Here is a 24,225-nt window from a genome sequence, read left to right as displayed (position 1 = left end):
CGAACAGGCATTCGGCTTCCGCGACTATTCACTAGGAAATACTTCCCACTGCGTCAATGAATGGTCGGCTAGGCTGGGAATCAGGCCGTGCGCGAAACGCCGTGGCCGCGTACGGGCGGACAATGCGAGGGCGGCCCGATGGCGAGGGACGACGCGAAAAGCACCGGCTCCCCGGTCGGCGCGAGCACTCTGATGGCCCTCATGCGCGAACTGGTCTTCCCGCCGTGTGTGATCGAAAGGTCCTCGGTGGTGCCGCAGGACGTCACCCGGCAGGAGAACGACGCGGAGCACTCCTTCGCCCTGGGCCTGGCCGCGGTCTGCCTCGCCCCGCTGATCGACCCGGCCCTGGATCTGGGCCGGATCGCCAGGTACGCGCTGGTCCACGACCTGCCCGAGATCCACGCGGGGGACGTGTCGGTCTACGCCGACCCGGCGGAGCGGGAGAAGAAGGCCGTACGCGAGGAGGAGGCACGGGAGATCATCAGCCGCGACTTCGGTGGCACGTTCCCCTGGCTCGTCGAGGACCTGTACGGCTACAAGGCGCAGCGCGACCCGGAGAGCAGGTTCGTCTACGCGCTGGACAAGCTGCTCCCCCACGTCAACGTGCTGCTGGCCGACCACCACCCGACGCGGCCGACGTGGGCGGCGTACAAGCGCACCGAGATAACGGCCAGGCGGAAGATCCGGATGAGCTGCCCGGCACTGCTGCCGTTGTTCGACGAGCTGTGCCGGGAGTTCGCGCGGCGCCCACACCTGTTCTCCGGTGGGGTGTCACCTGCCGTGGGAGATGACGATGTTCGCGACGGCGAGCAGGGCCGCTCCGCAGACGGCGGACAGCACCCTCAAGGGCAGTTGGACGCCCGGCCCGAGTATGGCGGGCAGGGCGACGAGGAAGGCCCCGGCCGCGCCGGTCGACACCCGCGTGAGGAGACGCGACCGCGAGCGGCGCACGACCACAGGAAACCCGGCGCTCGTCGTCAGTGAGTCGCCTCCCGGCATCGGGCCCGCCCGGGTGTCGACGGCCAGCGTGATCCCGACCCGCGCGAGCGCGTCGAAGCCCAGCGTCTCGGGCCGCAGCCAGAACTCCACGGTGTCGTAGCGCGACGCCACGTCGTAGGAGTCGTCGGACGCGATCTTCAGGAAGGTGCCGTCGGTCGCGCAGACGAGCCGCTTCGCGGTCGGCGTGTAGCCGTCGGAGTAGAAGCTGACCCGCATCTTCACCGACTCGCCGTCGCTCAGGTGCAGCCGTCCCTCGGCGTCGAGCGTGCCCGTCCTGTCGCCGTTGAGCAGCGGTTCCTCGGTGCGGACGAAGTAGGAGGACCTGAAGGTGGGATGCCGCGCGAGCCGCCGGGCCACCCCGAGCCACGCGACGGGGTCGTCGCCCGGCCGCTCGTGCAGGTGGAGGTCGGGGAAGCGGGTGGTGGCCGGATACCAGCGCCCGCCGTTGGCCTCCGCGAGCCTGTCCACGAACCAGCCGCCCTTGGCCCTGATCTCCGCCTCGGCCAGCGGGAACTCCTCCAGGTTCGCGTAGTCGTCCACCTTGAGCCGGAACACGGCCATGTCGGCCACGCAGGCGGTCGTCACGACGCTCGCGAAGCGCACGGGCACGACGAACGGCTCCGTCTCGGGCGACTCCCGGTCCGCCAGGAAGGCCACGAGACACCGCCGGCCGACGGCGGAGCCGTTCGCGATCGCCTGTTGCAGGGCGCCCGCCACGTAGTCGGTCTCGTACCGGAACTGGATGATCGCCCCTCTGGGCAGGGCCAGCGCCGTCAGGACGTCCTCCGCGTACCTCCGCCTGCTGTCGGACGACAGCAGCAGCACCGAGGGCCGGACCCCGTTCATGTCCGCGGTCATGTCCGCCTCCGAAGCTCTTCCAGGTCGCGCAGGCGGTCGTCGAGCGCGAGGAAGCGCGGCCACACCCGGTCTCTCGGCAGTTCGTCGAGGCGCAGGCTCGCCGCGGTCTCGTACCGCAGCCCACGGTCCGCCAGCGCCCGGTGCTCGCCCAGGATGATCGGCTCGCGTACGCCGTCCGACTGGTCGCCGGTCAGGTCGATGACGAACCGCCGCGGGTCGTGGGCCGGGCCGATCTCCACCCAGCAGTGGTGGCTGACGTCCTCGGCGTCGTCGCGGCCGACCCGCAGCCGCCCGTAGCAGTAGACGGGTTCGAGCAGCAGGTCGGTGCGGAGCCTGCGGGCGAGCCAGACGGAGGTGACGCCGCACTGGCCCCGGGGGTCGCCCGCGCCGACCGGCGACTCCTGATACCGCGGATGGGCCGTGCGGTCCGACCAGCAGGACTCCAGCATCCGGCGGTAGCCGAGCAGGCGGTCCGTCCACTCGGGCGAGGTGAAGTCCGGCTTGACGGGTCTCACGTGGTCGCCGCCCGAGTGGGTCCTGCGCGACACCCTGATCAGGCCCTCGATCCCGCCGACGCTCCGCTTCGCGGCCGAGGTGGCGCCGAGGACCATGAGCACGTTGTCCGGGGTGTCCAGGAGTTGCGGCACCGACTCCCCGGATATCCGGCGGGTCTGGAAAAGGCCTTTGTCGTCGTAGCGATAGGCCACGGGCGACAGGGCGATCGGCGTGAATCCCGACGCGAGGAACGAGGTGCCGTCGAAACCGAGCATGGGGTTGTATGCCGTTATGACATAATCCCCGGCGTTTTCCGCCCTGATCTCCCGGACCGCGCGGGAGATCGTCAGACTCATGAGGTTCGCCGGAATTCCCGCCAGCCCGTGCATTCTTGTCAGGACCATTATCCGGTCCGGATTCACGTCCAGTCCGTGCCCGGTGAGCGCGTCCAGGACGTACTGGCGGTCGCATCGCGAGAAGGCGACGTACGTGATCGGCATCGTCGCGCCCGGCAGGAAGAGCCCGAACTGGAGGACGGTGTCGGCCCTCTCACTGTGCAGGTAGTGCAGTCTCGACTGCACCAGATGGCCGACGCCGGGCGCGACCTCGGCGAAGCGCAGGCAGGTGCGGTAGCCGTCGCTGAACGACAGGCTCAGGTCCCGGTGCGCCTTGTTCACGTTGAGGAGGACGGAGGCATGGGCCTGGTACGCCGCGTCCTCTGCGGACTGGCGCACCTGGGCCGCCCGGACGACGGCCTGCAGCCGTATCTCCTCGTACACCTTGTCCGGAGACCAGCCGGCGATGGCCGGCCTGCTCAACCGGGGCAGGTGCAGTCTTACCTGGATCTCCAGGGTCCGGAGGTCGACTCCGACCATCTCGGCGTCCGCGCGGATGCGCGTCCCCATCGTGCCGACGAAGGTCTCGACATCCGGATCACGAAGCCCGTCCACTCGCGCGCCCTCGCTTCGCGCTTTCTCCCTTCGCGGCGTACGCGTGGTCTTGGGCACTTCTTCTCCCGCAATCCGCGAGAATCTTGTCAGTGACGCCGTCAAGGATAGAACTCGGACCGCACCCTGTCAGGGCGCTCGCCGAATTGGCATCACCTTTTATCGGACCCGCCGGAATTGTGGCGCTTTTTCATTGGAGCCGCGTAGGCAGCGGATAGAGGGCCGCGAGACCGTGGGCGGCCGCCGCCATCTCGCGCCGCAGCTCGGCCGGCTCCAGGACCTCCACCTCGGCCCCGAGCTTGAGGAACTCCGTCCGCGCGTGCGTCACCGACTCGATGGGCACGGTGGCGGTGACCCAGCCCCGCTCGTCCGGCGGGCCCGCCGTCTCGTCCACGGCAGCGGCGACGACCGAGCTCATGACCTCCCCGAGCCGCTCCCGGCCCCGCGGCGACAGCCGGATCACCGCGTGCCCGCGAAACAGCCGCGACCGGAAGCCGGCCAGGTGATCGCGCCAGTGTCCCGCCAGGTCGAAGCCCTCCTGGCGCTCGAACGTCTCGCCGGTCACGGTGAGCGCGAGGATCTGGCCGATCCGGTAGGTCCGTAACGCGCCGTCGCACCGCGCCACGAGGTACCACTTCCCCGCCTTCAGGACCAGCCCGTACGGCTCCAGCCTCCGCTCGACCTCGCACGGCTCCACCCAGCGGCGGTAGCGGATCCGGACGACCCGGGCGTTCCAGACGGCCCCGGCGACCTCCGGCAGGTAGGGCGACCGGTCGCCGTCGTAGTACCAGCCGGGCGCGTCGAGATGGAAGATCTCCCGCACCCGCCGCGCCTCCTCCCGCAGGCCGGCCGGGAGCGCGGCCTCGATCTTCAACTCCGCCGCGGCCAGCAGAGCGCCGAGGCCGAGGTCCGCGGCCGGTCCCGGCAGCCCGGCCAGGAACAGCGCGCCGGCCTCCCGCTCGGTCAGACCGGTGAGCCGGGTGCGGAAGCCGTCCATCAGCCGATAGCCGCCCTCGTGCCCGGCCTCGCCGTACAACGGGATGCCGGCGGCGTGCAGCGACTCGACGTCCCGGTAGATCGTGCGGACGCTGACCTCCAGCTCGTCGGCGAGCTGCCGGGCCGTCATCCGGCCGCGCGACTGCAGCAGCAGGAGGATGGACAGCAGCCGCGACGCTCGCACTCCGACAGGATTCCACTGCCAGAAGGTGTCAGTGAAGCCGTCCTACCGTTCGCGTCATGGCTTTCGCGGAGAAACTGCTGTTCGTGCCTCCCCCGATCGAGGTGAGCGGCTACCACGTCAAGCGCTACCACGTCACCGCCGACCCGGCCGGCATCGCCTCCGAGGTCGAGAAGGCGGCGTACGCCGTCCTGCCCGAGCTGCTGCCCGAACCGGACGGCACGCCCCCAGCCGCCTTCGTCGTCCTGCACAGCGTCCTACACAGCGTCCTACACAGGGGCGGGGACGACGGGGCCTACATCAACGCCTACACCTGGGCGTGGGACAACGCCCTGCACTACGGCAACGCGGTGGCCGGTCAGCCCGTGCTGGGCTGTCCCGACCGGGATCCCACCCACTTCATCCGGCCGGAACGCCCGCTCATCGGCTGCGTCTGGGAACTGCCGCCGATCCTGCACGAACGCGACGCGTGGGTGCGGCACATGCTCGCCCCCGACCACCCCGACCTCGACGCCTACCTCGCCGACACGCTGCCCGAGGGCACGACGGGAGACCGCCGCTGACGCCGGATTCTTGAAGCGACCATGGCGCCGTCTTGCACGCGACGGAATCCACGGTTTGGGGGCGGACTGAGAGACTTCTGAGCAAGCGCCTGCCATGTCAGGCGCAACCCCGCGGCTCATCGCCAGAAAAAGCCGCCCGGTGTGGTAACGGCGAAACCGCTGGAAGCCCGCCCTCCTCGCCGCGAAGGTCGAGGAGGGCGGTGCCCTCCCCATCAGGAGGGAGCGCCGTCAGGAGGGGCCGCCCTCCGGAGGGCCGTATCCCCCGCCGCCGGGCGTCTCGATCTCCAGCACGTCGCCAGGCTCCACCCGAACCGAGTCGCACCCCGCCAGGTGGACGACGCTTCCGTCCGCGCGCCGCACCCGGTTGACGCCCAGAGCGCCGGGGGCGCCGCCGGCCATGCCGTACGGCGGCACCCGGCGGTGGCCGGACAGCACGCTGACCGTCATCGGCGCACGGAACCGGACGCGGCGCACCGCCCCGTCCCCGCCGCGCCACCGTCCGGCGCCGCCGCTGCCGCGCCGGATGGCGAACTCCTCCAGCAGCACGGGGAACCGCCATTCCAGCACCTCGGGGTCGGTCAGCCGGGAGTTCGTCATGTGGGTCTGCACCACCGGGGCTCCGTCGAACCCGTCCCCCGCTCCGGACCCCGAGGCGACGGTCTCGTAGTACTGGTGCCGTTCGTCGCCGAAGCTGACGTTGTTCATCGTCCCCGACCCTTCGGCCTGGACGCCCAGCGCGGCGTAGATCGCCCCGGTGATCGCCTGCGAGGTCTCGACGTTGCCGGCGACCACGGCCGCGGGGTACGCCGGGGCCAGCATCGACCCCTCCGGCACGACGATCCGCAGGGGCCGCAGGCAGCCGTCGTTGAGCGGGATCTCGTCGGCCACCAGGGTGCGGAAGACGTACAGCACGGCGGCGGTGACCACGGCCGACGGCGCGTTGAGGTTGGTGCCGAGCTGGGGCGAGGTGCCGGTGAAGTCGATCGTCGCGGTGCGCCGGGCGCGGTCCACCGAGACGCGCACCGAGATCACGGCGCCGCAGTCCGTCTCGTAGCGGCACCGGCCCTCGCTGAGGGCGCCGATCACCGCGCGGACCGCGTTCTCGGCGTTGTCCTGCACGTGCCGCATGTAGGCCCGCACGACGTCGAGGCCGAAGTGGCCGATCATCGCGCCCACCTCCTCGACGCCCTTGGCGTTCGCGGCGATCTGCGCGCGCAGGTCGGCCAGGTTGGTCGCGGGGTCCCTGGACGGGTACGGCCCCTCGGTGAGCAGCCGCCACGTCTCCTTCTCGCGCAGGCCGCCCCGGTCCGCCAGCAGCCGGCAGTCGAACAGCACGCCCTCCTCGTGCACGCTCCTGCTCCCGGCGGGCATCGAGCCGGGCGTCAGCCCGCCGATCTCCGCGTGGTGGCCGCGGGAGGCCACGAAGAACAGGATCTCCCGGCCCGCGTCGTCGAAGACGGGGGTGACGACCGTGATGTCCGGCAGGTGGGTGCCGCCGTGGTAGGGGTCGTTGATCGCGTACACGTCGCCGGGCCGCATCCCGTCGCCCCGGCGGCGCACCACCTCCTTGACGCTCGCGCCCATCGACCCGAGATGCACCGGGATGTGCGGCGCGTTGGCGATGAGGTCGCCGCCCGAGTCGAACAGCGCGCAGGAGAAGTCGAGCCGCTCCCGGATGTTCACCGACTGCGCGGTGGACCCCAGCCGGGCGCCCATCTGCTCGGCGACGGACATGAAGAGGTTGTTGAAGACCTCCAGCATCACGGGGTCGGCCTCGGTGGTCACCCCGGCGGCCCGTGGGCGCGCCCGCACCCGCTCCAGGAGCAGGTGCCCATACGGTGTCACCCCGGCCCGCCAGCCGTCGTCGACGACGGTGGTCGCGTCGGCCTCGGCCACGATCGCCGGGCCGCCGATCGTGTCGCCGGGCCGCAGCCGTTCCCGCCGGTGGAGCGGCACCTCACGCCACGCGGCGCCCGTGTACAACCGCACGGTTTCCACCGGCCCCGGGTCCACAGGCACTGGTTCACCGGCGCCGGATCCGGAGGCGAGGTCCGAGAGGTCGGGCTGCTCGGTCAGCCCCACCGCCTCGACGGAGACCGCCTCCGCGACCAGCGGCCGGTCCATGAGGAAGGAGTACGTCCGCAGGTGGGCGGCCTCGAACGCCGTCACCATCGCGTCCGTCGCGGCCAGGTCCACCGGCAGCGACGTGTCGGTGCCGTCGTAGCGCAGCCGCACCCGCCGGGTCACCCGGATCCGCCCGTCCGGCACCCCCTCGTCGGACAGTTCGCGGCGTGCCGCCGCCTCCAGGGCGTCGGCGAGGCCGGTCAGGCGCTGCGTCGCCGCGGGCTCCAGCCGGGCCTCGACCGACTGCTCGCGCATCACGGTCGTGTCGGCCAGCCCGATGCCCAGGGCGGACAGCACGCCCGCCATCGGCGGCACCAGCACGGTGCGGATGCCGAGCGCGTCGGCCACCGCGCAGGCGTGCTGCCCTCCGGCGCCGCCGAACGTGGTGAGGGCATATTCGGTGACGTCACGGCCCTTCCGCACGGATATCTGCTTGATCGCGTTGGCGATGTTCTCGACCGCGACCCGCAGGTAGCCCTCGGCGACCTGCTCGGGATCGCGCTCGTCGCCGGTCCGCGCGCGAATGTCCGCGGCCGTCTCCTCGAACCGCCGCCGCACCTCTCCCGCGTCCAGCGGCAGGTCGCCGCCCGGGCCGAAGACCTCGGGGAAGTGGCCGGGCTGGATGCGGCCGAGCATCACGTTGGCGTCGGTGAGGCACAGCGGTCCGCCGTTGCGGTAGCAGACCGGGCCGGGGTCGGCCCCCGCGGAGTCCGGGCCGACCCGGTAGCGCCCGCCGTCGAAGCGCAGGACCGACCCGCCGCCCGCGGCCACCGTGTGGATGGCGATCATCGGCGCGGACAGCCGTACGCCGGCCACCTGGGTCTGGACCACCCGCTCGTAGGCGCCCGCGTAGTGGGACACGTCGGTCGAGGTGCCGCCCATGTCGAAGCCGATCACCTTGTCGAACCCGGCCAGCCGGGACATGCGCGCCATGCCCACGATGCCGCCGGCCGGGCCGGACAGGATCGCGTCCTTGCCCCGGAAGTGCCCGGCCTCCGCCAGCCCGCCATTGGACTGCATGAACATCAGCCGTACGCCGGGCAGTTGCCGCGCCACCGCCTCGACGTACCGGCGCAGGACGGGCGAAAGGTAGGCGTCGACCACGGCGGTGTCCCCGCGCGGCACCAGCTTCATCAGCGGGCTGACCTCGCTGGAGCACGACACCTGGGCGAAGCCCGTGTGCCTGGCCAAGCTCCCGATCGCTCGTTCGTGCGCCGGGTGCAGGTGGCTGTGCAGGCAGACCACCGCGACCGCACGGACGCCCTCCTCGCGCAGCCGCCGCAACTGCGGCGCGAGCCCTTCGAGGTCGGGCGGCCGGAGCACTGCGCCGTCTGCGGTGATCCGCTCGTCCACCTCGGCCACGCGCTCGTACAGCATCTCCGGCAGCACGATCCGCCGGTCGAAGATGCGCGGCCGGTTCTGGTAGCCGATGCGCAGCGCGTCGCCGAACCCCTTGGTGATCACCAGCGCCGTGCGCTCGCCCCGGCGTTCCAGCAGGGCGTTGGTGGCGACCGTGGTGCCCATCCGCACCGACTCGATCCGCTCGACGGGGATCGGCTCGCCCGCGGGGACGTCCAGCAGGGCGCGGATGCCCGCCACCGCCGCGTCGGGGTAGCGCGCCGGGTTCTCCGACAGGAGCTTGCGTGTCACCAGCCGCCCGTCCGGGCGCCGGGCGACGACGTCGGTGAACGTCCCGCCGCGGTCCACCCAGAACTGCCACCGGCCTCCAGGCATCGGACCCCCCTCCGCACGCCCGTACATCCCTTGTATCAAGGCGGCGCGTCCAGGCCTTCGCGGGGCGAGCCATCGCCTTATGCCGGATATATCATCAGGTGTCGTTTTCCGGATCACCCCGGACCGGCGCGAGGGAAAGGTGGTGCCGGCTGTGCAGTCCGTGCCGAGCGAGGAGCGCAGTGGGCGCATCGCCGTCCTCGTCACCGGCAACCTGCTCGGCGGCGTCGCCGTCGCCTCCGGCATCGCGGTCGGCGGGCTGCTCCTGGAGCGGCTGGGCGGCACGTCCGTCGCGGGGCTCGGGCAGGCCGCGAGCGTGCTCGGCGCGGCGGTCGCCGCGGTGCCGCTGGCCGGCGTCGCGGCCCGGCACGGGCGGCGCCGTTCGCTCGCCCTGGGGTACGCGATCGCCGTGCTCGGCGGTGTGCTGATCGTCACGGCCGCCGTCGCCGCGCAGCTCGTCGTGCTGCTGGCCGGGCTGGCCATGTTCGGCGTCGGGCAGGCGGTGAACCTGCAGTCCCGGTACGCCGCCGCGGACGGCGCGGCCCCGGGCGCCCGGGCCAGGATGATGTCGATCGTCATCTGGGCGACCACGATCGGTTCCGTGGCCGGCCCCAACCTCAGCGAGGTGGCCGACCGGTTCGGCCGGTGGCTCGGGCTGCCCGGACTCGCCGGCCCCTACGTGTTCTCGGTCGTGTCCTTCGCCCTGGCGGGCGCGGTGGTGGCGCTGTTCCTCCGGCAGCCCGCCGTACGGTCGTCCGCGCCGGCCGCCGGCGAGGCGGACAAGAGCCGCGAGCCGGTGGGAGCGGTGGCGGCGCTGCGCTGGGCGGCGGCCGACCCGGCGGCGCGGTTCGCGGTCGTGCTCATCGCGGTGGCGCACGCGATGATGGTCATGGTCATGGTGATGACGCCGCTGCACATGCAGCACCACGGCATGTCACTGCAGCTGGTGGGCGTGGTGATCAGCCTGCACGTGCTCGGCATGTACGCCTTCAGCCCGGTCTTCGGCTGGCTGGCCGACCGGCTCGGCGCGGTCCGCACGGCGTGCGCCGGGATGCTGATGCTCGCGGCGGCCGTCGTGCTCGGCTTCGTGGCCGCGTCCGCCTCGGAGGGCAGCACTCTCACCGCGCTCGCGCTGACCGTCCTCGGCGTGGGCTGGTCGGCGTCGATGATCTCCGGGTCGGCGCTGCTCACCGGCGCCGCGTCCGACCGCGTCCGGGTGCCGTTGCAGGGCGCCACCGACGCCGGCATGAACTACGCGGGCGCCGCGGCGGCGGCGCTGGCCGGGCCGATCCTCGCCGCCGGGGGCTTCCGCGCGGTCAACATCGCGGCGGCGGTCATCCTGGCGCCCGCCGTCGCGGCGGCGGCCGCCGTCCTGCGCCGGGGCGGGGCGGCCGCGGACGAGGCCGAGGGACGGCACGAGCAGATCGTGGAGCGCGGCGCCCACGCCGCGGACACCGGCTCCGGCTGACCGGCCGTCCCCGCCCTGCGGGTCTGCGCCTGCGGGGTCAGGACTCCCGCTTCGGGATGATCCGCTTGACCGCCACCGCGGCCGAGACCAGCGTGAACAGGCCCAGGGCGATCCAGAGCGCGTTCCAGCCCATGAACGGGGCGGTCAGCGCGGCGCCGCCGAAGCCCGCCGCGACGCCCCCGATGGGTGGGTTGTTGTACATATTCACCATTTCCTTTCCCGACGCCATGCGGCGTCCCAGAAGGCTTTCGCCTGTGCGACCTGCAAGAAGACATCGAAGATCATTTCGACGAACAGCAGGGCGGCGACGGCCATCTGCCTGCCGCCCCTGCTCCGTACGGTCACGATCCGCTCGACCATGAAGACACCCGTCACCGCCACCCAGAGCGGATGGAAGTTGAGCGTGCCCGTGACCGCGATCGACCAGGCCGTGGCGCCCAGGTACGCGAAGATCACGATGATCCCGATCAGCGACAGGAGCTGACGGCCCCAGTAGGGCAACGTGACCCGCGTCCAGCCGTAGTCGGTGAGGTTCTCCAGCGCTCCCCGCTTCCACCGCAGCCGCTGCTTGAACAGGTCCTTCCAGGTCTCCATGACCTCGGTGGTGAGCGTGCACTCCGCGGGACACAGGATGCGGAACCTGAGGTGCAGCAGCGCCAGGGTGAGCTCGTTGTCCTCGGTCAGGACGCGCACGTCGTACACCTGGTCGCGGCCGGGGAGACGACCGCCGCGGCGGGCTTTGACGACCTCCTTGAGCGCGAGCGCGCGGAAGAGCGTCGCCGTCCCGGTGAGCACCAGCGCCTTTCCGCGCAGCCGCCGCACGTCCCGGGCGTAGCGCGCGTACTCGTTGCGCTGGAACATGCCCACCATGCCGCCGCCCGGCTTGCCGGTGAAGGTGCCTCCCACCGCGGCCAGTTCGCCGGTGGCCAGCCGCAGAACGGCATGGTGGATGAAGCCGGGATCGAGCGCGGAGTCCGCGTCCATGACCAGTACGGCGTGCCGGGACCCCAGCTGGGGCAGCAGGACTTCGAGCACCTGGTTGAGCGCGCCCGCCTTCTTGTGACGGTTGCCGACCGTCCTGATCACCTCGGCGCCGTGCGCGCGTGCGATGTCCGCGGTCCTGTCGGTGCAGTTGTCCGCGATCACGATGACGCGGTTGGGCCTGCGCCGCTGGCCGTGCAGCGACGTGATCGTCTCGGCGATCTGGTCCTCTTCGTCGTGTGCCGGGACCAGCACGGTGACGTGCATGCGCGAGGGGTCGACCTCCGGGAGGTCCCAGTTGCCGTCGGCGCCCTTCACGGCCCGGTGCCGGCCCGTGCCAGCCTCCGCGAGATTTCCCGGATGGACCGGCGTGACGGCATGTCCGCCGCGCCCGATCTCCGGCGGCCTGGGCAGAGTTTCCGACTGAACCACTTAAAACCGTCCAGCTCCCAGCAAACCGCCGCATTGTGGTGACTACGTCCAAGAGGTTACACGCGTGATGGAAGTGACTGGTTGACATCAAGGCGACATACGATAAGCCAAGGGATTTCAGTACAGGAACGGTGATGAAATGGGCAGGGCCGCTGTCGCCGTCCTTCTGGGGCTGTCCGTGGCCGCCGTCGCCGTCACGGTCGCCGTCGGCCGCTCCGGCGACCGTCAGGCGGCACCGCCCGCGCCGCCCGTCGGCGTCTCCACCCCGCGGGCGCACCCGAAGGCCACCTCGCGTGCCCTGTCGTCGTCACCGCCGGTCATGCTGGAGATCCCGAAGATCGGGGTGCGGACCACGCTCATGACGCTGGGCAAGAACCCGGACGGGACGCTGGAGGTGCCGCCCCTCGACAGGGTCGACGAGGCCGGGTGGTACCGCCTCGGTCCGTCACCGGGCTCACCCGGTCCCGCGGTCATCGCCGGTCACGTCGACTCGAAGAAGGGGCCCGGCGTCTTCTTCCGGCTCGGGGACCTGCGGCCGGGCGACACGGTGCGGATCTCCAGGAAGGACCGCACCCAGGCGATCTTCGAGGTGGACTCCCTGGAGAGCGTGCCGAAGGACCGCTTCCCCACCCGCAAGGTCTACGGCATGGTGAAGTTCCCCGGCCTGCGCCTCATCACCTGCGGCGGAGCCTTCGACACCGCCAGTGGGCACTACCGCGACAACGTCATCGTCTACGCCCACCTCGTCGCCGGCCGCCGGCCGCAGGGTGGTGCCTCCTCCCGTTGATCGACCGCAGGGAATGACCGCATCATCGTGAGGGCGTCCGCAGCTCTGACGTGAGCCGCCGGGCCAGTCGGGTCGGAGACGAAGGAGCACCTCGGCGACGGCCCGCTGGGCCTCGGCAGCCGGGTGCGGATCAAGCAGCCGGGACTTCCCCCGATGGTCTGGCAGGTGACCGAGTTCACCGACGGCAGGTCCTTCGTCTGGCAGGCGACCGGCGGGGGCGTCACCACGGTCGGGACGCACGTGCTCACGCCCGGGGACGGCGGGGTGTCGGTCCTGCTCGGGATCGACCAGTCAGGACCGCTTGCGCCGCTGATGAGCCTGCTGGTCGGCGGCCGCACCCGCAGGTACGTACGCACGGAGGCGGAAAGCCTCAAGCGGCGCTGCGAGTCCGGCGAGGGTGGGTGAGCGGTGGGCCGGAGTCCGGGGACCCCGGCCCACGCGGGTGACTACCGGGCCGGGTAGTCCGCGACGTACACCGGCGCGCCGACCTTGGTCGTGTCGGCCGCGTCGCCGACGCCGTTGACGACGTGGTCGATCGTCCCGGCGTTGAGGTTGACCGTCATGATGTGGTGCAGCTTCACACCGGGGGTCCGCGGGACCTCGAAGCCGTTCTCGGTGTGGATCTGCGGGTTGTTCTGGTTGAAGACGTAGACGCCCGCGCCGTAGAGGTTGTGCCTCTTCACGCGGTCGCCGACCTTGTAGCCGGCGTAGCCCTTCACGGAGCCGTTCATCCAGTCGGCCTGCGTGGGCGGGTCGTACGGCAGCTCGTTCTGGTAGAGGATCGTCGTGCCGTCCTCGCCGTTCCACACGGTGTTGTACCGCTGGAAGTGCTCGACGAACAGGCCGGTCGCCGTCACGTGGTCGCCGTTGATGACGGCGCCGTACCGGCCGATGTTGGTGTTCCAGCGCTGCGTGTCGGTGAAGCCCTCGACGCCGTGGTCGGCGCGCCACACCCAGGTGTGGTCGATGAGCACGTTGTCGCTGTCGACCTCGAGAGCGGTCTCGGTCTTGCCGACGTGCGGCCCGCCGACCCGGAAGTACACGTCGGACAGGGTCGTCGGGTTGTCCGGCGAGGTCCGGTGGCCGCCGTGCTCCCTGCCCACACGCAGCAGGACGGGAGACTTCTGGAGACCCGCGTCGACGGTGACTCCGGCGACGACCACGCCGGGGACGTCGGCGACGTCGAGCGGAATCGCACCGCCTACGGCGGTGAGGGTGGCGTGCCCGAGACCGAGGACCACCGCGTCAGGGCGCTTGACCTCGATGCTCCGCGCGATGTCGTACACGCCGGGCGTGAGCAGCAGGTTCTTGCCGCGCGCGAGCTGGCTGTTGATGACCTGCACCGAGTCCGACGGCTTCGCGACGTAGAAGTCCGACAACGGCACCGTACGGCCCGGCGTCATGCCGCCGGCCCACGAGACGCCGCGCGTGTTCCTCCTGGCGGCGGGCACGCGGACGTTGAGCCTGCCCTGCGCGTCGGCGTACAGGTAGGGCTTCTCCCGGCTGACGGGGGTGTTCTCCAGGGTGGTGTAGGGCGGGTTCGGGAACCCGGACTCCTCCGGCGCGCCGACGACGCCGGAGAAGACCTGGTTCCACACGGCGTTGGACCACCCGGCGACCTCGGTGTTGCGGGTCAGCCACTGCTGCTGGGAACCGTTCGTGACGGACGGCAGCCGCGAGTCGGCGATGAAGCCCCCGCTGGCGTACTGCGGACCGGCCGTGCAGTAGTCCATCAGCGACAGGGTGCCGCCGCTGACGTTGAGGCGGCGCATGGAGACCGCCTGGGAGACGGCCCAGAAGTTCGCCGACTGCCGGCAGCCGTCCTGGCCCGCCGCGTTGACGTTGATCGACAGGTTCGACAGCGTGCGCCAGAAGTTGACGAGCGCGAGGCAGTTGCCGGTGCCGTTGTTCTCCAGGCAGCGGTTGTAGACCTCGACCTTGCCGTTGACGACGACGTCGGTGGGCGAGGCGCCCAGGCCGGCGATCTCGGTGTAGTAGCCGACCTTGATCTGGAGCGGGTGCTCGGCGGTGCCGTACGTGCCGGGCTTGAAGAGGTAGGCGTGGCGCTCGGCGCCCATCTCGTTGTCGACCTGGGCGGCGTGCGCCGCGTCCAGGGTCGCCTGGATCTGGTCGACCGGCATGCTCGGGTCGAAGACGGTGACGTTCGGCCCGAGGTCGGGGGCTCCTCCGGGGTTCCCAGGGTGCCCGTGGTTTCCGGAGGCCGGGGCCGGTGCGGCGGTGGCGGCCGTCGTTCCCGCCGTCATGACGGCGGTCGTCAGCACGAGACCGAACGTGAACGCCCGGCCGATCAACCGGCGGCCGGAGCGCCGCCTCGTGGGACTCCCAGTTCCAGAAGTCTGGGTCGTCATACGGTTCGTCCTTTCCGCTGCGTACGCAGCCGAGAGAGCGCTCTCTCGCGGGCCCGCCTTGTATCAAGCCCTGAAAAAATGTGTGGGACGTTTGTACCGCGCGAACCGGCCTCGGCGCTATCCCTTGATTTTCCGCTGATTTTCCGCAGGCGGCTCCTTCAGGACGCGAAACCGCCCCGGAGCGGGCGGGCTCCGGGGCGGTCCATCGCTCGGATCAGGAGGTCTCTCTGACATACCGCGCGTGCGCCGCGGCCAGGCGGCCGCCGACCTCGGCCGTGCTGACGAGCACGGACATGTTCGCCCTGGACGAGCGGCCCTCGGTGGCCGCGTCCACGGCGCGCATCAGATACTTGGTGATCGCGTTGCCGCGGACGCCGTCCCGCTCGGCGGCGGCCATCGCGCCGGCGATGGCGGCGTCCACCTCCGACGCGTCGATCGCGTCCTCCTCCCGCACCGGCGTGGTGATCAGGAACGAACTGTTGTTGCCCAGCGCCCAGTGGTTCTCCACCGCCCGCGCGATCACCCGCTCGTCGTCCAGCCGCTGCGGGCTGCGGATGCCACTGGAGATGCAGTAGAACGCGGGGAAGTCGTCCGACCGGTACGACACCACCGGCACGCAGTGGGTCTCCAGATACTCCATCGTCAGGTTCAGGTCGAGGATGCTCTTGGCTCCGGCGCAGACGACGGCCACCTTCGACCGGGTGAACTGGATCAGGTCGGAGGAGACGTCCATCGTCTTCTCCGCGCCCCGGTGCACACCGCCGATGCCGGCCGACGAGAAGAACGGGATGCCGGCCAGCTCGGCCGCCACCACCGAGCTGGCCACGGTCAGCGCACCGAGCCCGCCCTGGGCCAGGATCACCGGCAGGTCCCGGCTGCTGACCTTGGGGATGCCGGACGTCGAGGCGAACCGCTCGACGTCCTCGTCGGTCATCCCGACCTTGATCCGCCCGCCTTCGACGCAGATCGTGGCCGGGACCGCGCCGCCCGCGCGGACGGCGTCCTCGACCTTCCGCGCGGTCGCGGCGTTGTCCGGATAGCGCAGGCCGTGAGTGATGACGTTCGATTCCAGCGCCACCACCGGCCGGCCCTCGGCGAGTGCGTCCGCGACCTCCTCGCTGTAAACCAGCGGGACAGGCCCATGCTCCCGGGTCATCGTCGCCCCTCAGTTCGCGGCCGGGCCGTAGTTCGGCAGCTTGTTCAGCTTGTGCTTCTGGTTGAGGATCTCCGGGATGTAGACCTTCTCGTCCCACAGCTCCTTGGCGACCGGCTCCAGGATGATCGACACCGAGCCCTCCTCACAGCCGAAGGCGCTCGTCATCGCCTTGGTCACCGCGGCGACCAGGTCGGAGTGCTGCTCCTCGGTGAGGGGGACCGGGAAGTGCTTGATGCTGACGTGCGGCATGATGATCTCCTTACGGTGGGTCGCGAGACGATCCGTGATGGCTGCGACCAGCTCGTCGATCTCCGGTTCCTTGAGCAGGCCGTAGTGATCGGCTTCCAGGTCGACGACGACCGGCGCCGTCGCCGAATAACCGCTGCTGTTCTCCAGGAACGAGTAGTCGTCGCCCCTGGCCTTGAAGATGGTGATCGGTGCGTTGATCCGCCGCCGGGCCAGCTCGCGGAAGGTGTAGCTGAACTCGAAGGTCTCGCCCACCACCCGCATGATCCGGCGTACGAGGTCGATGTCCAGGTCGGGGAAGCTGCGGTGGATGAAGGCGGCGAAGCTCTCCTCGTCCACGGCCTCGGCCAGGCATCGCTCCAGCAGCGGCCCGGTGATCGTGCCGGCGAAGACCGAGAACAGGATCGTCACGTAGGCCTTGTTGCCGAAGCCGGCCTCGCGCTCGTGCTCGGACGTGCCCGCCAGGTGGACCTTCGGCGAGCCCGGCGCGATCAGGAAGAGGTGCTCCACCTGCTCACCGGCCTGCTCCAGCTGGTAGGCCGCCTCGAACGCGACCCGCGCGCCGAACGAGTATCCCCACAGCGTGTACGGACCGGACGGCTGCAGCCGCCGGATCGCCTTGACGTCCTCGGCCGCCATCTCGCCGATGGTCGCGTACGGGACCTCCTCGGGGTTGATCCCGAAGGCCTGGACCCCGTAGAAGGGCTGGGTCTCGCCCATCCTGGCGGCCAGCCGGCGCAGGTTCATCGTGTAGCCGCCGAGGCCGGGCCAGCAGTAGATGGGCTGGTCCGAGCCCTCCCGCTGCAGCGGCACGAGCCGGGAGCACGCATCGGACTCGGTTCCGTCGAGCCGCCGGGCGAGCTTCTCGATCGTGGGGCACTCGAACAGCACCTGGAGGGGCAGCGAGCCGCAGAACTCCCGGTTGATCTTGTTGATCAGCCCGACGGCGATGAGCGAGTTGCCGCCGGAGGCGAAGAAGTCGTCCTGCACAGAGACGGTCTCCCGCTTCATCGCCTTCTTCCACAGCTCGGCGATCCTGCGCTCCGTCATGGTCCGCGGCGCGACGTACGGCTGGTCGGCGTTGTCCACGTTCGTCACGTCGGACTCGGCCAGCCCCTTGACGTCGATCTTCCCGTTCGCCGTGAACGGGAGCCGGTCCAGCACGACGACCTTGTTCGGGATCATGTAGTCCGGCAGGAAGTTGATCAGATCGTCCCTGATCATCTCCGCCGGTCCCTTCATGTGGACCGAGTCCTCCTTCATCCCCTCGCTCAGCCGCTGCTCGTCGCTCACGCGGCCGCCGATGAAGAAGTAGGACGGGCCGGTGGGCCGGCCGTTGGCGCGGAGGATGCCGTCGATCCGGCGCGCCGAGGGCAGGTCGTCGCCGGACTTCGAGCTGTATCCGGACGACATGAACCCGATGTTGACGTCGTTCATCGACAGGCGCTGCAGCGTGCGTCCCAGGTCGATGTAGCGCAGCCAGTCCTCGTCGTTCCTGCTGACCGCCGAGATGCCGAGGCTCGACCGGTCGTAGACCTGCTGGTTGATCGCGATGACCTGCTTCTTGAGGATGAGCTCGTCGGAGATCAGCCGCAGCCGCCCGTTCTCGTAGGCGTACTGGCCCGCCCGCAGATCGGCGATCTTCCCGGGGTGCGCCTGGACGTAGAGGTCGATCTCGTCCGGACGCGGCCCGGCGTACGGGACCAGCTCGAACGTGCCGAGGTAGTAGTCCTCGTCGGCGCAGTCCAGGTGGTCCTTCGTGGCCGGCGCGTACTCCAGGGCCCTGATGTCCAGGCCGTAGTGGGGCAGCACCTCCTCGAACAGGCCGACCATGTGGCCGGTCTCGATCTCCAGGACCTCGCGGATGTTGTTCTTGTAGACCGGCTCTATCGCCCGCTTCTTGCCGACGAAGTGCAGCCTCACCCGAGGCTCCGCTCCCCCGGCGGCCGGCCCGACCAGCACGAGCCGGTGGTGCACGGGGTGGTGGTAGTAGAAGCCCGGCTGGAGGTCGCCGATCCCGTTGATCTCGAGGTACAGCTGGGTCGCGTACAACGCCCCGGGCGAGGCGTACGCGTACTTCGGCAGCAGGCGTTCCTCACTGAGGTGCTGGCCGAAGTAGCGCAGGATCTCTCCGAGGGTGTCCAGGCCGACGGCGTCGAGGCCGCGGGAACCCGCACCCTCGACCTTCCTGGCCAGCAGCTTCAGGATGTCGCCCCGGCCGAGCTCCCCGCCCTCGTAGAACCGGTAGGTCTTGCGGGCGAACGCCAGCCCGCGCTGCCGCGCGGTCGCCTGCTTGCCGGGCAGGTCGATCACCGGCCTGCCGTCGAGCTCCGCGGCGTCCCGGGCCCCGGCGTTGGACAGCTGCGCCCTGACCTGGAGCCTGCTCGCCTTGGACTGGTGGTGGGCACCGTGGTTGCCCTGGTCCATCAGCGCCGCTTCCTTGGGATTCAGCTCCACGCAGGCGATCAGGTTCTGGAATCCGGTGCGCGGGTCGTTCTTGACGATGACCGCGGCGTGCTTGACCCAGTCGTGGGTCTCGATGGCCAGCTTGATCTCGTCCAGCTCGACCCGGAACCCCCGCAGCTTGACCTGGTTGTCCGCGCGGCCGACGAACTGGACGGTGCCGTCGGCGTTCCAGTACGCGAGGTCGCCGGTCTTGAACAGCCTGCCCTCGCCGAACGGGTTGTCCACGAACCGCTCGGCGGTCAGCTCTGGCCGGTGCAGGTAGCCGCGGGCGACCTGGACGCCTCCGATGAACAGCTCGCCGATCTCGCCGACGGCCACCGGCGCCCCGGCCAGGTCGAGGATGTGGTAGTCGGTGTGGTCGACCGGCGCGCCGATCGAGATCGCGTTCGGGCCCTCGTCGACGGTCGCCGGGTCCACCCTGTACGCCGACGAGTTGATCGTGCACTCGGTGGGGCCGTACAGGTTGATCAGCTCGCACCCGCTAAGGGTGTCGAAGAAGCTCGTCGCCAGCGGCTTGGACAGGACCTCGCCGCCGGTGAAGATCTGCGTGAGCGACGTGCAGCTCTGCAGTTCCTCGGTGTCCAGCAGCGCCGTCAGCAGCGTCGGAACGCACTGCAGCGTGGTGACGTCGTGCGTCCTGATGACGTCGATCAGCCGCTCGGCGTCCCGGTAGACCCCGGGCGGGCCGACGGCGACCACGGAGCCGCAGACCGGCGCGAGGATCTCCCACTGCGCCGCGTCGAAGCTCATCGGCGTCTTCTGCACGATGACCTTGTCCTGGTCGATCCCGTGATCGGCCCGCAGCCACCGCATCTGGCTGACGATGCTGCGGTGCTCGATCATCACGCCCTTCGGCTTGCCGGTGCTGCCGGAGGTGTAGATGACGTACGCGAGATTGCCGGAACGCAGGCCCGGGTGCCGGTCGCCTCCGGGCGAACCCGCGAACCGTTCCGCGTCCTTCAGGGTGACGATCCTCGTCCCGGCGGGCGCCAGCTCGGTCAGCCTGGCCACGAGCTCGTCCTGTGTGACGACGACCCGCACGCCAGCGTCCTCGATCATGTAGCGGAGGCGCTCTTCCGGGTATTCGGGGGACAGCGGCAGGTAGGCGCCGCCGGCCCGCAGGATCCCCCACACGCCGACCATCAGGTCGATCGACGGCTCGACGAAAAGCCCCACACATTCGTCGAGGTCCACGCCGAGCTCCCGCAGGTGCCCGCCGAGGGCCACGCCGCCCTCCGCGAGCTCGCGGAAGGTCAGTTGCCGCTCTCCGCAGACGACCGCCGTGGCGTCGGGACGCGTCCGGGCCTGAGCGTCGAGCAGATCGGGAAGACAGATGTCCTCGGGTGGTTCCCGCCTCGCTTCAGCGACTGGAGTGGTAGTCATTTCCTCCCCCTGCGATGGGCGGACAAGGGTTACTGGGAAGCCGCGGCCCTCGGCGCCGTCACCCGTTTCCCGCGCTCACCCGCGGGGTGACCGGCCTGGGCTGCGCCGCAAGCCGGTCGGGCCTACCGCCGGACCGGCGGGATGTGAAGCCTGTGGAGGCCACGTGAAACCCTGGGGTGGGTTCGTCCCGGGGGCTGTCGCCGGTGAAGCAGGGAAGATCTGACCGGCGACGGTTGGAATCCCCTCCCCTCAGGGAGGGGAGATCTCAACGTGTGACGTCCGTGCCGAAGTACCGGTCGCCGAAGTCACCGATGCCGGGGATCATGTAGGCGTTCTCGTTCAGCCGTTCCTCGATGGCCGAGGTCACGATCCGCAGGTTCGGGTAACGCGCGTGGACCGCGTCGATGCCCTCCGGCGCCGACAGCAGGGTGACGAAGACGATGTCGTCCTCCGCGACCCCGTGGTTGAGCAGCACCTCGATGGCGGCCAGCGCGGTCCCGCCGGTGGCCAGCATCGGGTCCAGCAGCAGCACGCTCCGCCGGTCGATGTCCGCGGGCAGCGCGGAGTAGTACAGACGCGGCAGCTTCGTGACCTTGTCCCGCTGGATCAGGATCTTGCCGATCCGCACTCCGGGCGACATCGCCCGCAGCTCGAACTCCATGCTCTCCCCGGCCCGCAGGACGGACACCCCGCAGATCGGCGAGGCCGGCCGCAGGCCGTGGTAGGTGCGCCCCACCGGGGTCTCCACGTCGAACGGCTCGAACGGCAGGAGATCCAGGGCCGTCTCGATGAGCTGGCGGATGATCCGGGCCGACGTGGTGACGAAGCGCTCCGGGTCGGCGTTCCGGTCGCGGAGGATCGTGTGCAGCGCCCGCAGCTGCCTGGTCTGCGGCAGCAGATGCACGGTGTCGTTCGCGGTGCCCGCCGCCTGCGTCGTCGTGATGGTCATGCCTTCTCACCCGCCTCCAGCTGGGCGAAGGCCCTGCGGGCCTCCTGCACGAACTTGCGCACCTTCTGCCGGTCCTTGCGGCGGGTCACCGGGTCCTCCAGGCCGGTGTGCGCGTCCACGGCGGCCGGGCGGACCTCGGCGATCGCGGCGGCGACGTTGTCCGGGTTCAGCCCGCCGGCGAGCATCAGCGGCCGAGGCGAGATCCGGACCAGTTCGGCGCTGATCGACCAGTCGTGCAGCAGTCCGGTGGCGCCCTTGGCACCGGTGGCCGGGTTGAAGGTGTCGGTGATGAACATGTCGACCCACTCGGCCGCGTCGTCCACGATCGTGGTGAGCTCGTCGAGGTTGTCCTGCTTGACCACGAGGCTCTTGAGCACGTACAGGTCGGGGGCGATGCGCCGCAGCTTCTGCAGCTCCTCGACCGGCACGTCGCCGTGCAGCTGGATCGCGGTGACGCCCAGCTCCTCGCAGAAGGTCTTGATCTCCTCGGCGTCGATCAGGTAGGTGATCACGACGCCCCTGTGCTCCGGCTGGATCTCCTTGACGATCGCCGCGGCGTCCTCCTCGGACAGGTCCTCGTTCTTCGCCGGCAGCCGCAAGGCGAAGCCGAGCCAGTCCGCGCCTTCCTCGCGGATCAGGTCGGCCTCCGCCTGGTCGATGACACCGGCCACCTGAATCAGTCCCTGCATGTTGACCCGCCTTTCGAACCGGCCTGAGCGGCCTCGGTCGGAAACGAATTGCAAACGGCCACGAACGATGGCATTGAGCAGCCCGCGACAGTGCGGCCTTTCGAGATGGAATTCGCAATTGCGCGAATACTCCGGGCCTGCGAGGCTTATTCAGAATTCGCGCCGACGGGCTTTTCCCACAACCCCTAGCGGCCCCACAGCATGTCAGGACGATCCGGGACACCTTTGGACTTTTCGGGTTCCCCCGGGCTGGGCGCGGGAGAGACGGCCGGCAACCCCACATGACCCCTATCGGAAAATGCCCATCCCGAGTCGTGAGCGACTCTCGTTGACCCGGCAGGAAACGCGAAACTAGTCTCCGTTTCGGAGTGCCCCGACGAGCACGCACGAGAAACGGCGGTGGTGAGAATGCACCACGAGTAATTGCTTTTCCCGGACGACTCGCCGGCGCCGTTCCCGGCCCCCGGGCTCCACGATCGCCGGATCTCGCGCCAGACCACACTGCCCGGGTGCCGCCACCGGCCCGCGCACCTCGAACCCGGCCGGCCTCCCGTCTGGCCAATCGCTTAGCACTAAGCTAAAGTCTCTCAGTACTAAGCGAAGTTGCCTGCCGCTGATCTACGACCGCCGGGGCCGGATCGGCACCGAAGCTCGACCCAACCGACGCACGACGTTCGTTCTCGCCTGCCCGGACCGGGCCCACGCGCACAGGAGGAACCAGATGACAGTCATCGAGTCCGTCTCCGCCGGGACCGACAGGCCGGATCGCGTACCCATCAAGAGCTGGATCGCGGTGATCGCCGTCGCCCTGGGGACCTTCCTGGTGGTGACCGTCGAGAACCTGCCCATGGGCCTGCTCACGGCCATCGGCGGCGGCCTGCACGTCTCCGACGGCCAAGTCGGCCTGATGGTGACCGTGTCCGGCCTGGTCGCCGCCGTCACCGCGCCGCTGCTGCCCGTGGCGATCCGCGGTCTGGACCGGCGGGTGGTCCTGCTCGGCCTGATCCTGCTGGCGCTGGTGGCCAACGTCGTGTCCGCGCTGACCCCCACGTACGCGGTGCTGATGGTGGCCCGGCTGTTCGTGGGCATCAGCATCGGCGGGTTCTGGTCGCTCGCCGCGGGCCTCGGTGTCCGGCTGATCCCCGCGGCGCACGTCGCCAAGGCCACCTCGTTGATCTTCTTCGGCGCCATGGCCGCCAACGTCCTCGGTGTCCCCGCGGGCACGCTCGTCGGCGAGCTCACCGGCTGGCGCGTCGCGTTCGGCGCGGTCGCCGCGATCGCGCTCCTGCTGGTGATCGCGCTGGCCGTGCTGCTGCCGCGGATGCCGGCGACCGAGCCGGTCCGGCTGCGCACGCTGGGCGAGCAGCTGCGCACGCCCGCCGTCCGGGTCGGTGTCGTCGCCACCTTCCTGCTGGTGTCCGGGCACTACGGCGCCTTCACGTTCGTCAGCCCGATCCTGCAGGACGTCTCCGGGGTGGGCGCGGCGTTCGTCGGCCCGCTGCTGCTCGCGTACGGCGTGGCCGGGATGATCGGCAACCTCATCGCCGGCTCGTGGGCGGGCCGCAACGTCCGCGGCACGATCATCGTGGTCAGCGTCGCGCTCGCGGTCATCCTGGCGGCGTTCCCGTTCCTCGGCGGCAACGCGGTCACCGGGTCGATCCTGTTGATCGCGTGGGGTTTCGCCTTCGGCGGCCTGCCGGTGAGCGTGCAGACCTGGATCATCAAGGCGGCGCCGCAGGGCATCGAGGCCGCCACCGGGCTGAACACCTGCATGTTCAACCTGGCGATCGCGCTGGGAGCGCTGTTCGCCAGCCTCATCGTCGGGGCGGTCGCCGTGACCGGCGTGCTGTGGGTCGCGGCGGGGCTCGTGGTCCTGACGTCGCTGGTGGTGGCCGGCGCCAGGCGGGTCTAGGAGGCCCGCTCGTCGCCCAGTGACGTCAGCAGTTGCCTGAGGGTCTCGGCCAGGTTCTCCCGCTGGGCGGGGGTGAGCCCGGCGAGCAGGCGCCGTTCGGTGTCCACGTGGTCGGGCAGGGCGCGGTCGATGAGTTCGCGACCGGCGTCGGTCAGGTCGACGTGGACACCACGGCCGTCGACGTCACTGGGCGTCCGGGTCACCAGGCCCCGCGCCTCCAGCCGGTCGAGGCGCTGGGTGACCGCCCCTGAAGTGATCATCGCGGACCGCATCAGCTCGGCCGGGGCCTGCCGTCCGCCGCGGCGGAGAGTGGCCAGGACGTCGAACGACGAGGGGTCCAGGTCGTGTTCGGCGAACGTGCGGCGCAGCTCGTTGTTGACGAGCTGGGTCAGCCGCGACAGCCGGCCGAAGACCGCCATCGGGGAAACGTCCAGGTCAGGGCGGGCGTCAGCCCACTGCTGCAGGACCTGATCCACATGATCCGGCACACCCG

General features: G+C 70.4%; 16 protein-coding genes and 1 pseudogene. 6 read left to right on the top strand and 11 right to left on the bottom strand.

All coding sequences use genetic code 11. From position 1 onward, the window contains the following. Window positions 1-138: 138 nt before the first annotated feature. A complete protein-coding gene (locus ACQEVJ_RS02945; protein WP_433096884.1) occupies window positions 139-984 on the top strand; it encodes an HD domain-containing protein in 846 nt (281 codons plus the stop codon). A gap of 869 nt (window positions 985-1,853) precedes the next feature. On the opposite strand, the gene ACQEVJ_RS02940 is transcribed toward ACQEVJ_RS02945, so the two are convergent. Continuing rightward, window positions 1,854-3,302, bottom strand: coding sequence for a hypothetical protein (locus ACQEVJ_RS02940; RefSeq protein ID WP_433096882.1), 1,449 nt, complete (start codon window positions 3,300-3,302; stop codon window positions 1,854-1,856). A gap of 187 nt (window positions 3,303-3,489) precedes the next feature. Further along, on the bottom strand, window positions 3,490-4,479 hold the full coding sequence (locus ACQEVJ_RS02935; protein ID WP_433096880.1) for a helix-turn-helix transcriptional regulator: 990 nt from the start codon (window positions 4,477-4,479) through the stop codon (window positions 3,490-3,492). Between the two features lie 56 nt (window positions 4,480-4,535). On the opposite strand from ACQEVJ_RS02935, the gene ACQEVJ_RS02930 reads away from it, so the two are divergent. After that, window positions 4,536-5,039 (top strand): hypothetical protein, encoded by a 504-nt coding sequence (locus ACQEVJ_RS02930; RefSeq protein WP_433096878.1) that lies wholly within the window; start codon window positions 4,536-4,538, stop codon window positions 5,037-5,039. Between the two features lie 228 nt (window positions 5,040-5,267). Here ACQEVJ_RS02930 and ACQEVJ_RS02925 read toward each other — a convergent pair whose 3' ends face one another. Beyond that, window positions 5,268-8,897 carry a hydantoinase B/oxoprolinase family protein gene (locus ACQEVJ_RS02925; RefSeq protein ID WP_433096876.1) on the bottom strand — a complete coding sequence of 1,210 codons (3,630 nt, stop codon included), beginning with the start codon at window positions 8,895-8,897 and terminating at the stop codon, window positions 5,268-5,270. Between the two features lie 142 nt (window positions 8,898-9,039). Here ACQEVJ_RS02925 and ACQEVJ_RS02920 point away from each other — a divergent pair, with 142 nt between their 5' ends. Beyond that, window positions 9,040-10,362: an MFS transporter gene (locus ACQEVJ_RS02920; RefSeq protein ID WP_433096874.1), complete on the top strand. Its 1,323-nt coding sequence runs from the start codon at window positions 9,040-9,042 to the stop codon at window positions 10,360-10,362. Between the two features lie 37 nt (window positions 10,363-10,399). Here ACQEVJ_RS02920 and ACQEVJ_RS02915 read toward each other — a convergent pair whose 3' ends face one another. Together ACQEVJ_RS02915 and ACQEVJ_RS02910 are read right to left on the bottom strand one after the other, a co-directional pair. Beyond that, the gene (locus ACQEVJ_RS02915; protein ID WP_183543708.1) at window positions 10,400-10,564 is read right to left on the bottom strand and encodes a hypothetical protein; all 165 of its coding nucleotides are present in this window, start codon (window positions 10,562-10,564) and stop codon (window positions 10,400-10,402) included. Window positions 10,565-10,566: 2 nt separating this feature from the next. After that, complete coding sequence (locus ACQEVJ_RS02910) at window positions 10,567-11,661, bottom strand: glycosyltransferase family 2 protein (protein ID WP_433096871.1); 1,095 nt, start codon at window positions 11,659-11,661, stop codon at window positions 10,567-10,569. A 253-nt stretch (window positions 11,662-11,914) separates the two neighbouring features. Between ACQEVJ_RS02910 and ACQEVJ_RS02905 the strand changes: the two genes are divergently transcribed. Both ACQEVJ_RS02905 and ACQEVJ_RS02900 read left to right on the top strand, forming a co-directional pair. After that, on the top strand, window positions 11,915-12,562 hold the full coding sequence (locus ACQEVJ_RS02905; protein ID WP_433096869.1) for a class F sortase: 648 nt from the start codon (window positions 11,915-11,917) through the stop codon (window positions 12,560-12,562). Between the two features lie 87 nt (window positions 12,563-12,649). Then, a pseudogene (locus tag ACQEVJ_RS02900) lies at window positions 12,650-12,967 on the top strand (SRPBCC family protein); the annotation flags it as partial. Window positions 12,968-13,008: 41 nt separating this feature from the next. Here ACQEVJ_RS02900 and ACQEVJ_RS02895 read toward each other — a convergent pair. The 5 genes from ACQEVJ_RS02895 to ACQEVJ_RS02875 form a co-directional block, all read right to left on the bottom strand. Next, window positions 13,009-14,931, bottom strand: a complete 1,923-nt coding sequence (locus ACQEVJ_RS02895; protein ID WP_433096867.1) for an adenylyl cyclase — start codon at window positions 14,929-14,931, stop codon at window positions 13,009-13,011. 214 nt (window positions 14,932-15,145) lie between these two features. After that, entirely contained in the window at window positions 15,146-16,087 is a 942-nt protein-coding gene (locus ACQEVJ_RS02890; RefSeq protein ID WP_433096865.1) for a pseudouridine-5'-phosphate glycosidase, read from the bottom strand. A gap of 9 nt (window positions 16,088-16,096) precedes the next feature. After that, on the bottom strand, window positions 16,097-20,182 hold the full coding sequence (locus ACQEVJ_RS02885) for an amino acid adenylation domain-containing protein (protein ID WP_433096863.1): 4,086 nt from the start codon (window positions 20,180-20,182) through the stop codon (window positions 16,097-16,099). A gap of 265 nt (window positions 20,183-20,447) precedes the next feature. After that, on the bottom strand, window positions 20,448-21,131 hold the full coding sequence (gene upp / locus ACQEVJ_RS02880; protein WP_433096861.1) for a uracil phosphoribosyltransferase: 684 nt from the start codon (window positions 21,129-21,131) through the stop codon (window positions 20,448-20,450). Next, window positions 21,128-21,820, bottom strand: a complete 693-nt coding sequence (locus tag ACQEVJ_RS02875; protein ID WP_433096859.1) for a phosphoribosylanthranilate isomerase — start codon at window positions 21,818-21,820, stop codon at window positions 21,128-21,130. Before ACQEVJ_RS02875 ends, upp begins: the two co-directional genes overlap by 4 nt. A 721-nt stretch (window positions 21,821-22,541) precedes the next feature. Between ACQEVJ_RS02875 and ACQEVJ_RS02870 the strand changes: the two genes are divergently transcribed. Continuing rightward, window positions 22,542-23,732 (top strand): MFS transporter, encoded by a 1,191-nt coding sequence (locus ACQEVJ_RS02870; RefSeq protein ID WP_433096857.1) that lies wholly within the window; start codon window positions 22,542-22,544, stop codon window positions 23,730-23,732. On the opposite strand, the gene ACQEVJ_RS02865 is transcribed toward ACQEVJ_RS02870, so the two are convergent. Continuing rightward, complete coding sequence (locus tag ACQEVJ_RS02865) at window positions 23,729-24,220, bottom strand: MarR family winged helix-turn-helix transcriptional regulator (RefSeq protein ID WP_433096855.1); 492 nt, start codon at window positions 24,218-24,220, stop codon at window positions 23,729-23,731. The two genes, ACQEVJ_RS02870 and ACQEVJ_RS02865, sit on opposite strands and share 4 nt — an antisense overlap. Window positions 24,221-24,225: the final 5 nt, after the last annotated feature.

Origin of the sequence: Microbispora sp. CA-102843, assembly GCF_050936215.1 — a bacterium.
Classification (GTDB): domain Bacteria; phylum Actinomycetota; class Actinomycetes; order Streptosporangiales; family Streptosporangiaceae; genus Microbispora.
This window is presented reverse-complemented; position numbering and strand designations above follow the sequence as displayed.

Excerpts from the sequence above, each read along its gene's own strand:
- upp (WP_433096861.1), bottom strand. The coding sequence starts at position 21,131 with ATGACCATCACGACGACGCAGGCGGCGGGCACCGCGAACGACACCGTG.
- ACQEVJ_RS02925 (WP_433096876.1), bottom strand. The coding sequence starts at position 8,897 with ATGCCTGGAGGCCGGTGGCAGTTCTGGGTGGACCGCGGCGGGACGTTC.
- ACQEVJ_RS02870 (WP_433096857.1), top strand. The coding sequence starts at position 22,542 with ATGACAGTCATCGAGTCCGTCTCCGCCGGGACCGACAGGCCGGATCGC.
- ACQEVJ_RS02945 (WP_433096884.1), top strand. The coding sequence starts at position 139 with ATGGCGAGGGACGACGCGAAAAGCACCGGCTCCCCGGTCGGCGCGAGC.
- ACQEVJ_RS02875 (WP_433096859.1), bottom strand. The coding sequence starts at position 21,820 with ATGCAGGGACTGATTCAGGTGGCCGGTGTCATCGACCAGGCGGAGGCC.
- ACQEVJ_RS02915 (WP_183543708.1), bottom strand. The coding sequence starts at position 10,564 with ATGTACAACAACCCACCCATCGGGGGCGTCGCGGCGGGCTTCGGCGGC.
- ACQEVJ_RS02905 (WP_433096869.1), top strand. The coding sequence starts at position 11,915 with ATGGGCAGGGCCGCTGTCGCCGTCCTTCTGGGGCTGTCCGTGGCCGCC.
- ACQEVJ_RS02885 (WP_433096863.1), bottom strand. The coding sequence starts at position 20,182 with ATGACTACCACTCCAGTCGCTGAAGCGAGGCGGGAACCACCCGAGGAC.
- ACQEVJ_RS02930 (WP_433096878.1), top strand. The coding sequence starts at position 4,536 with ATGGCTTTCGCGGAGAAACTGCTGTTCGTGCCTCCCCCGATCGAGGTG.
- ACQEVJ_RS02895 (WP_433096867.1), bottom strand. The coding sequence starts at position 14,931 with ATGACGACCCAGACTTCTGGAACTGGGAGTCCCACGAGGCGGCGCTCC.
- ACQEVJ_RS02890 (WP_433096865.1), bottom strand. The coding sequence starts at position 16,087 with ATGACCCGGGAGCATGGGCCTGTCCCGCTGGTTTACAGCGAGGAGGTC.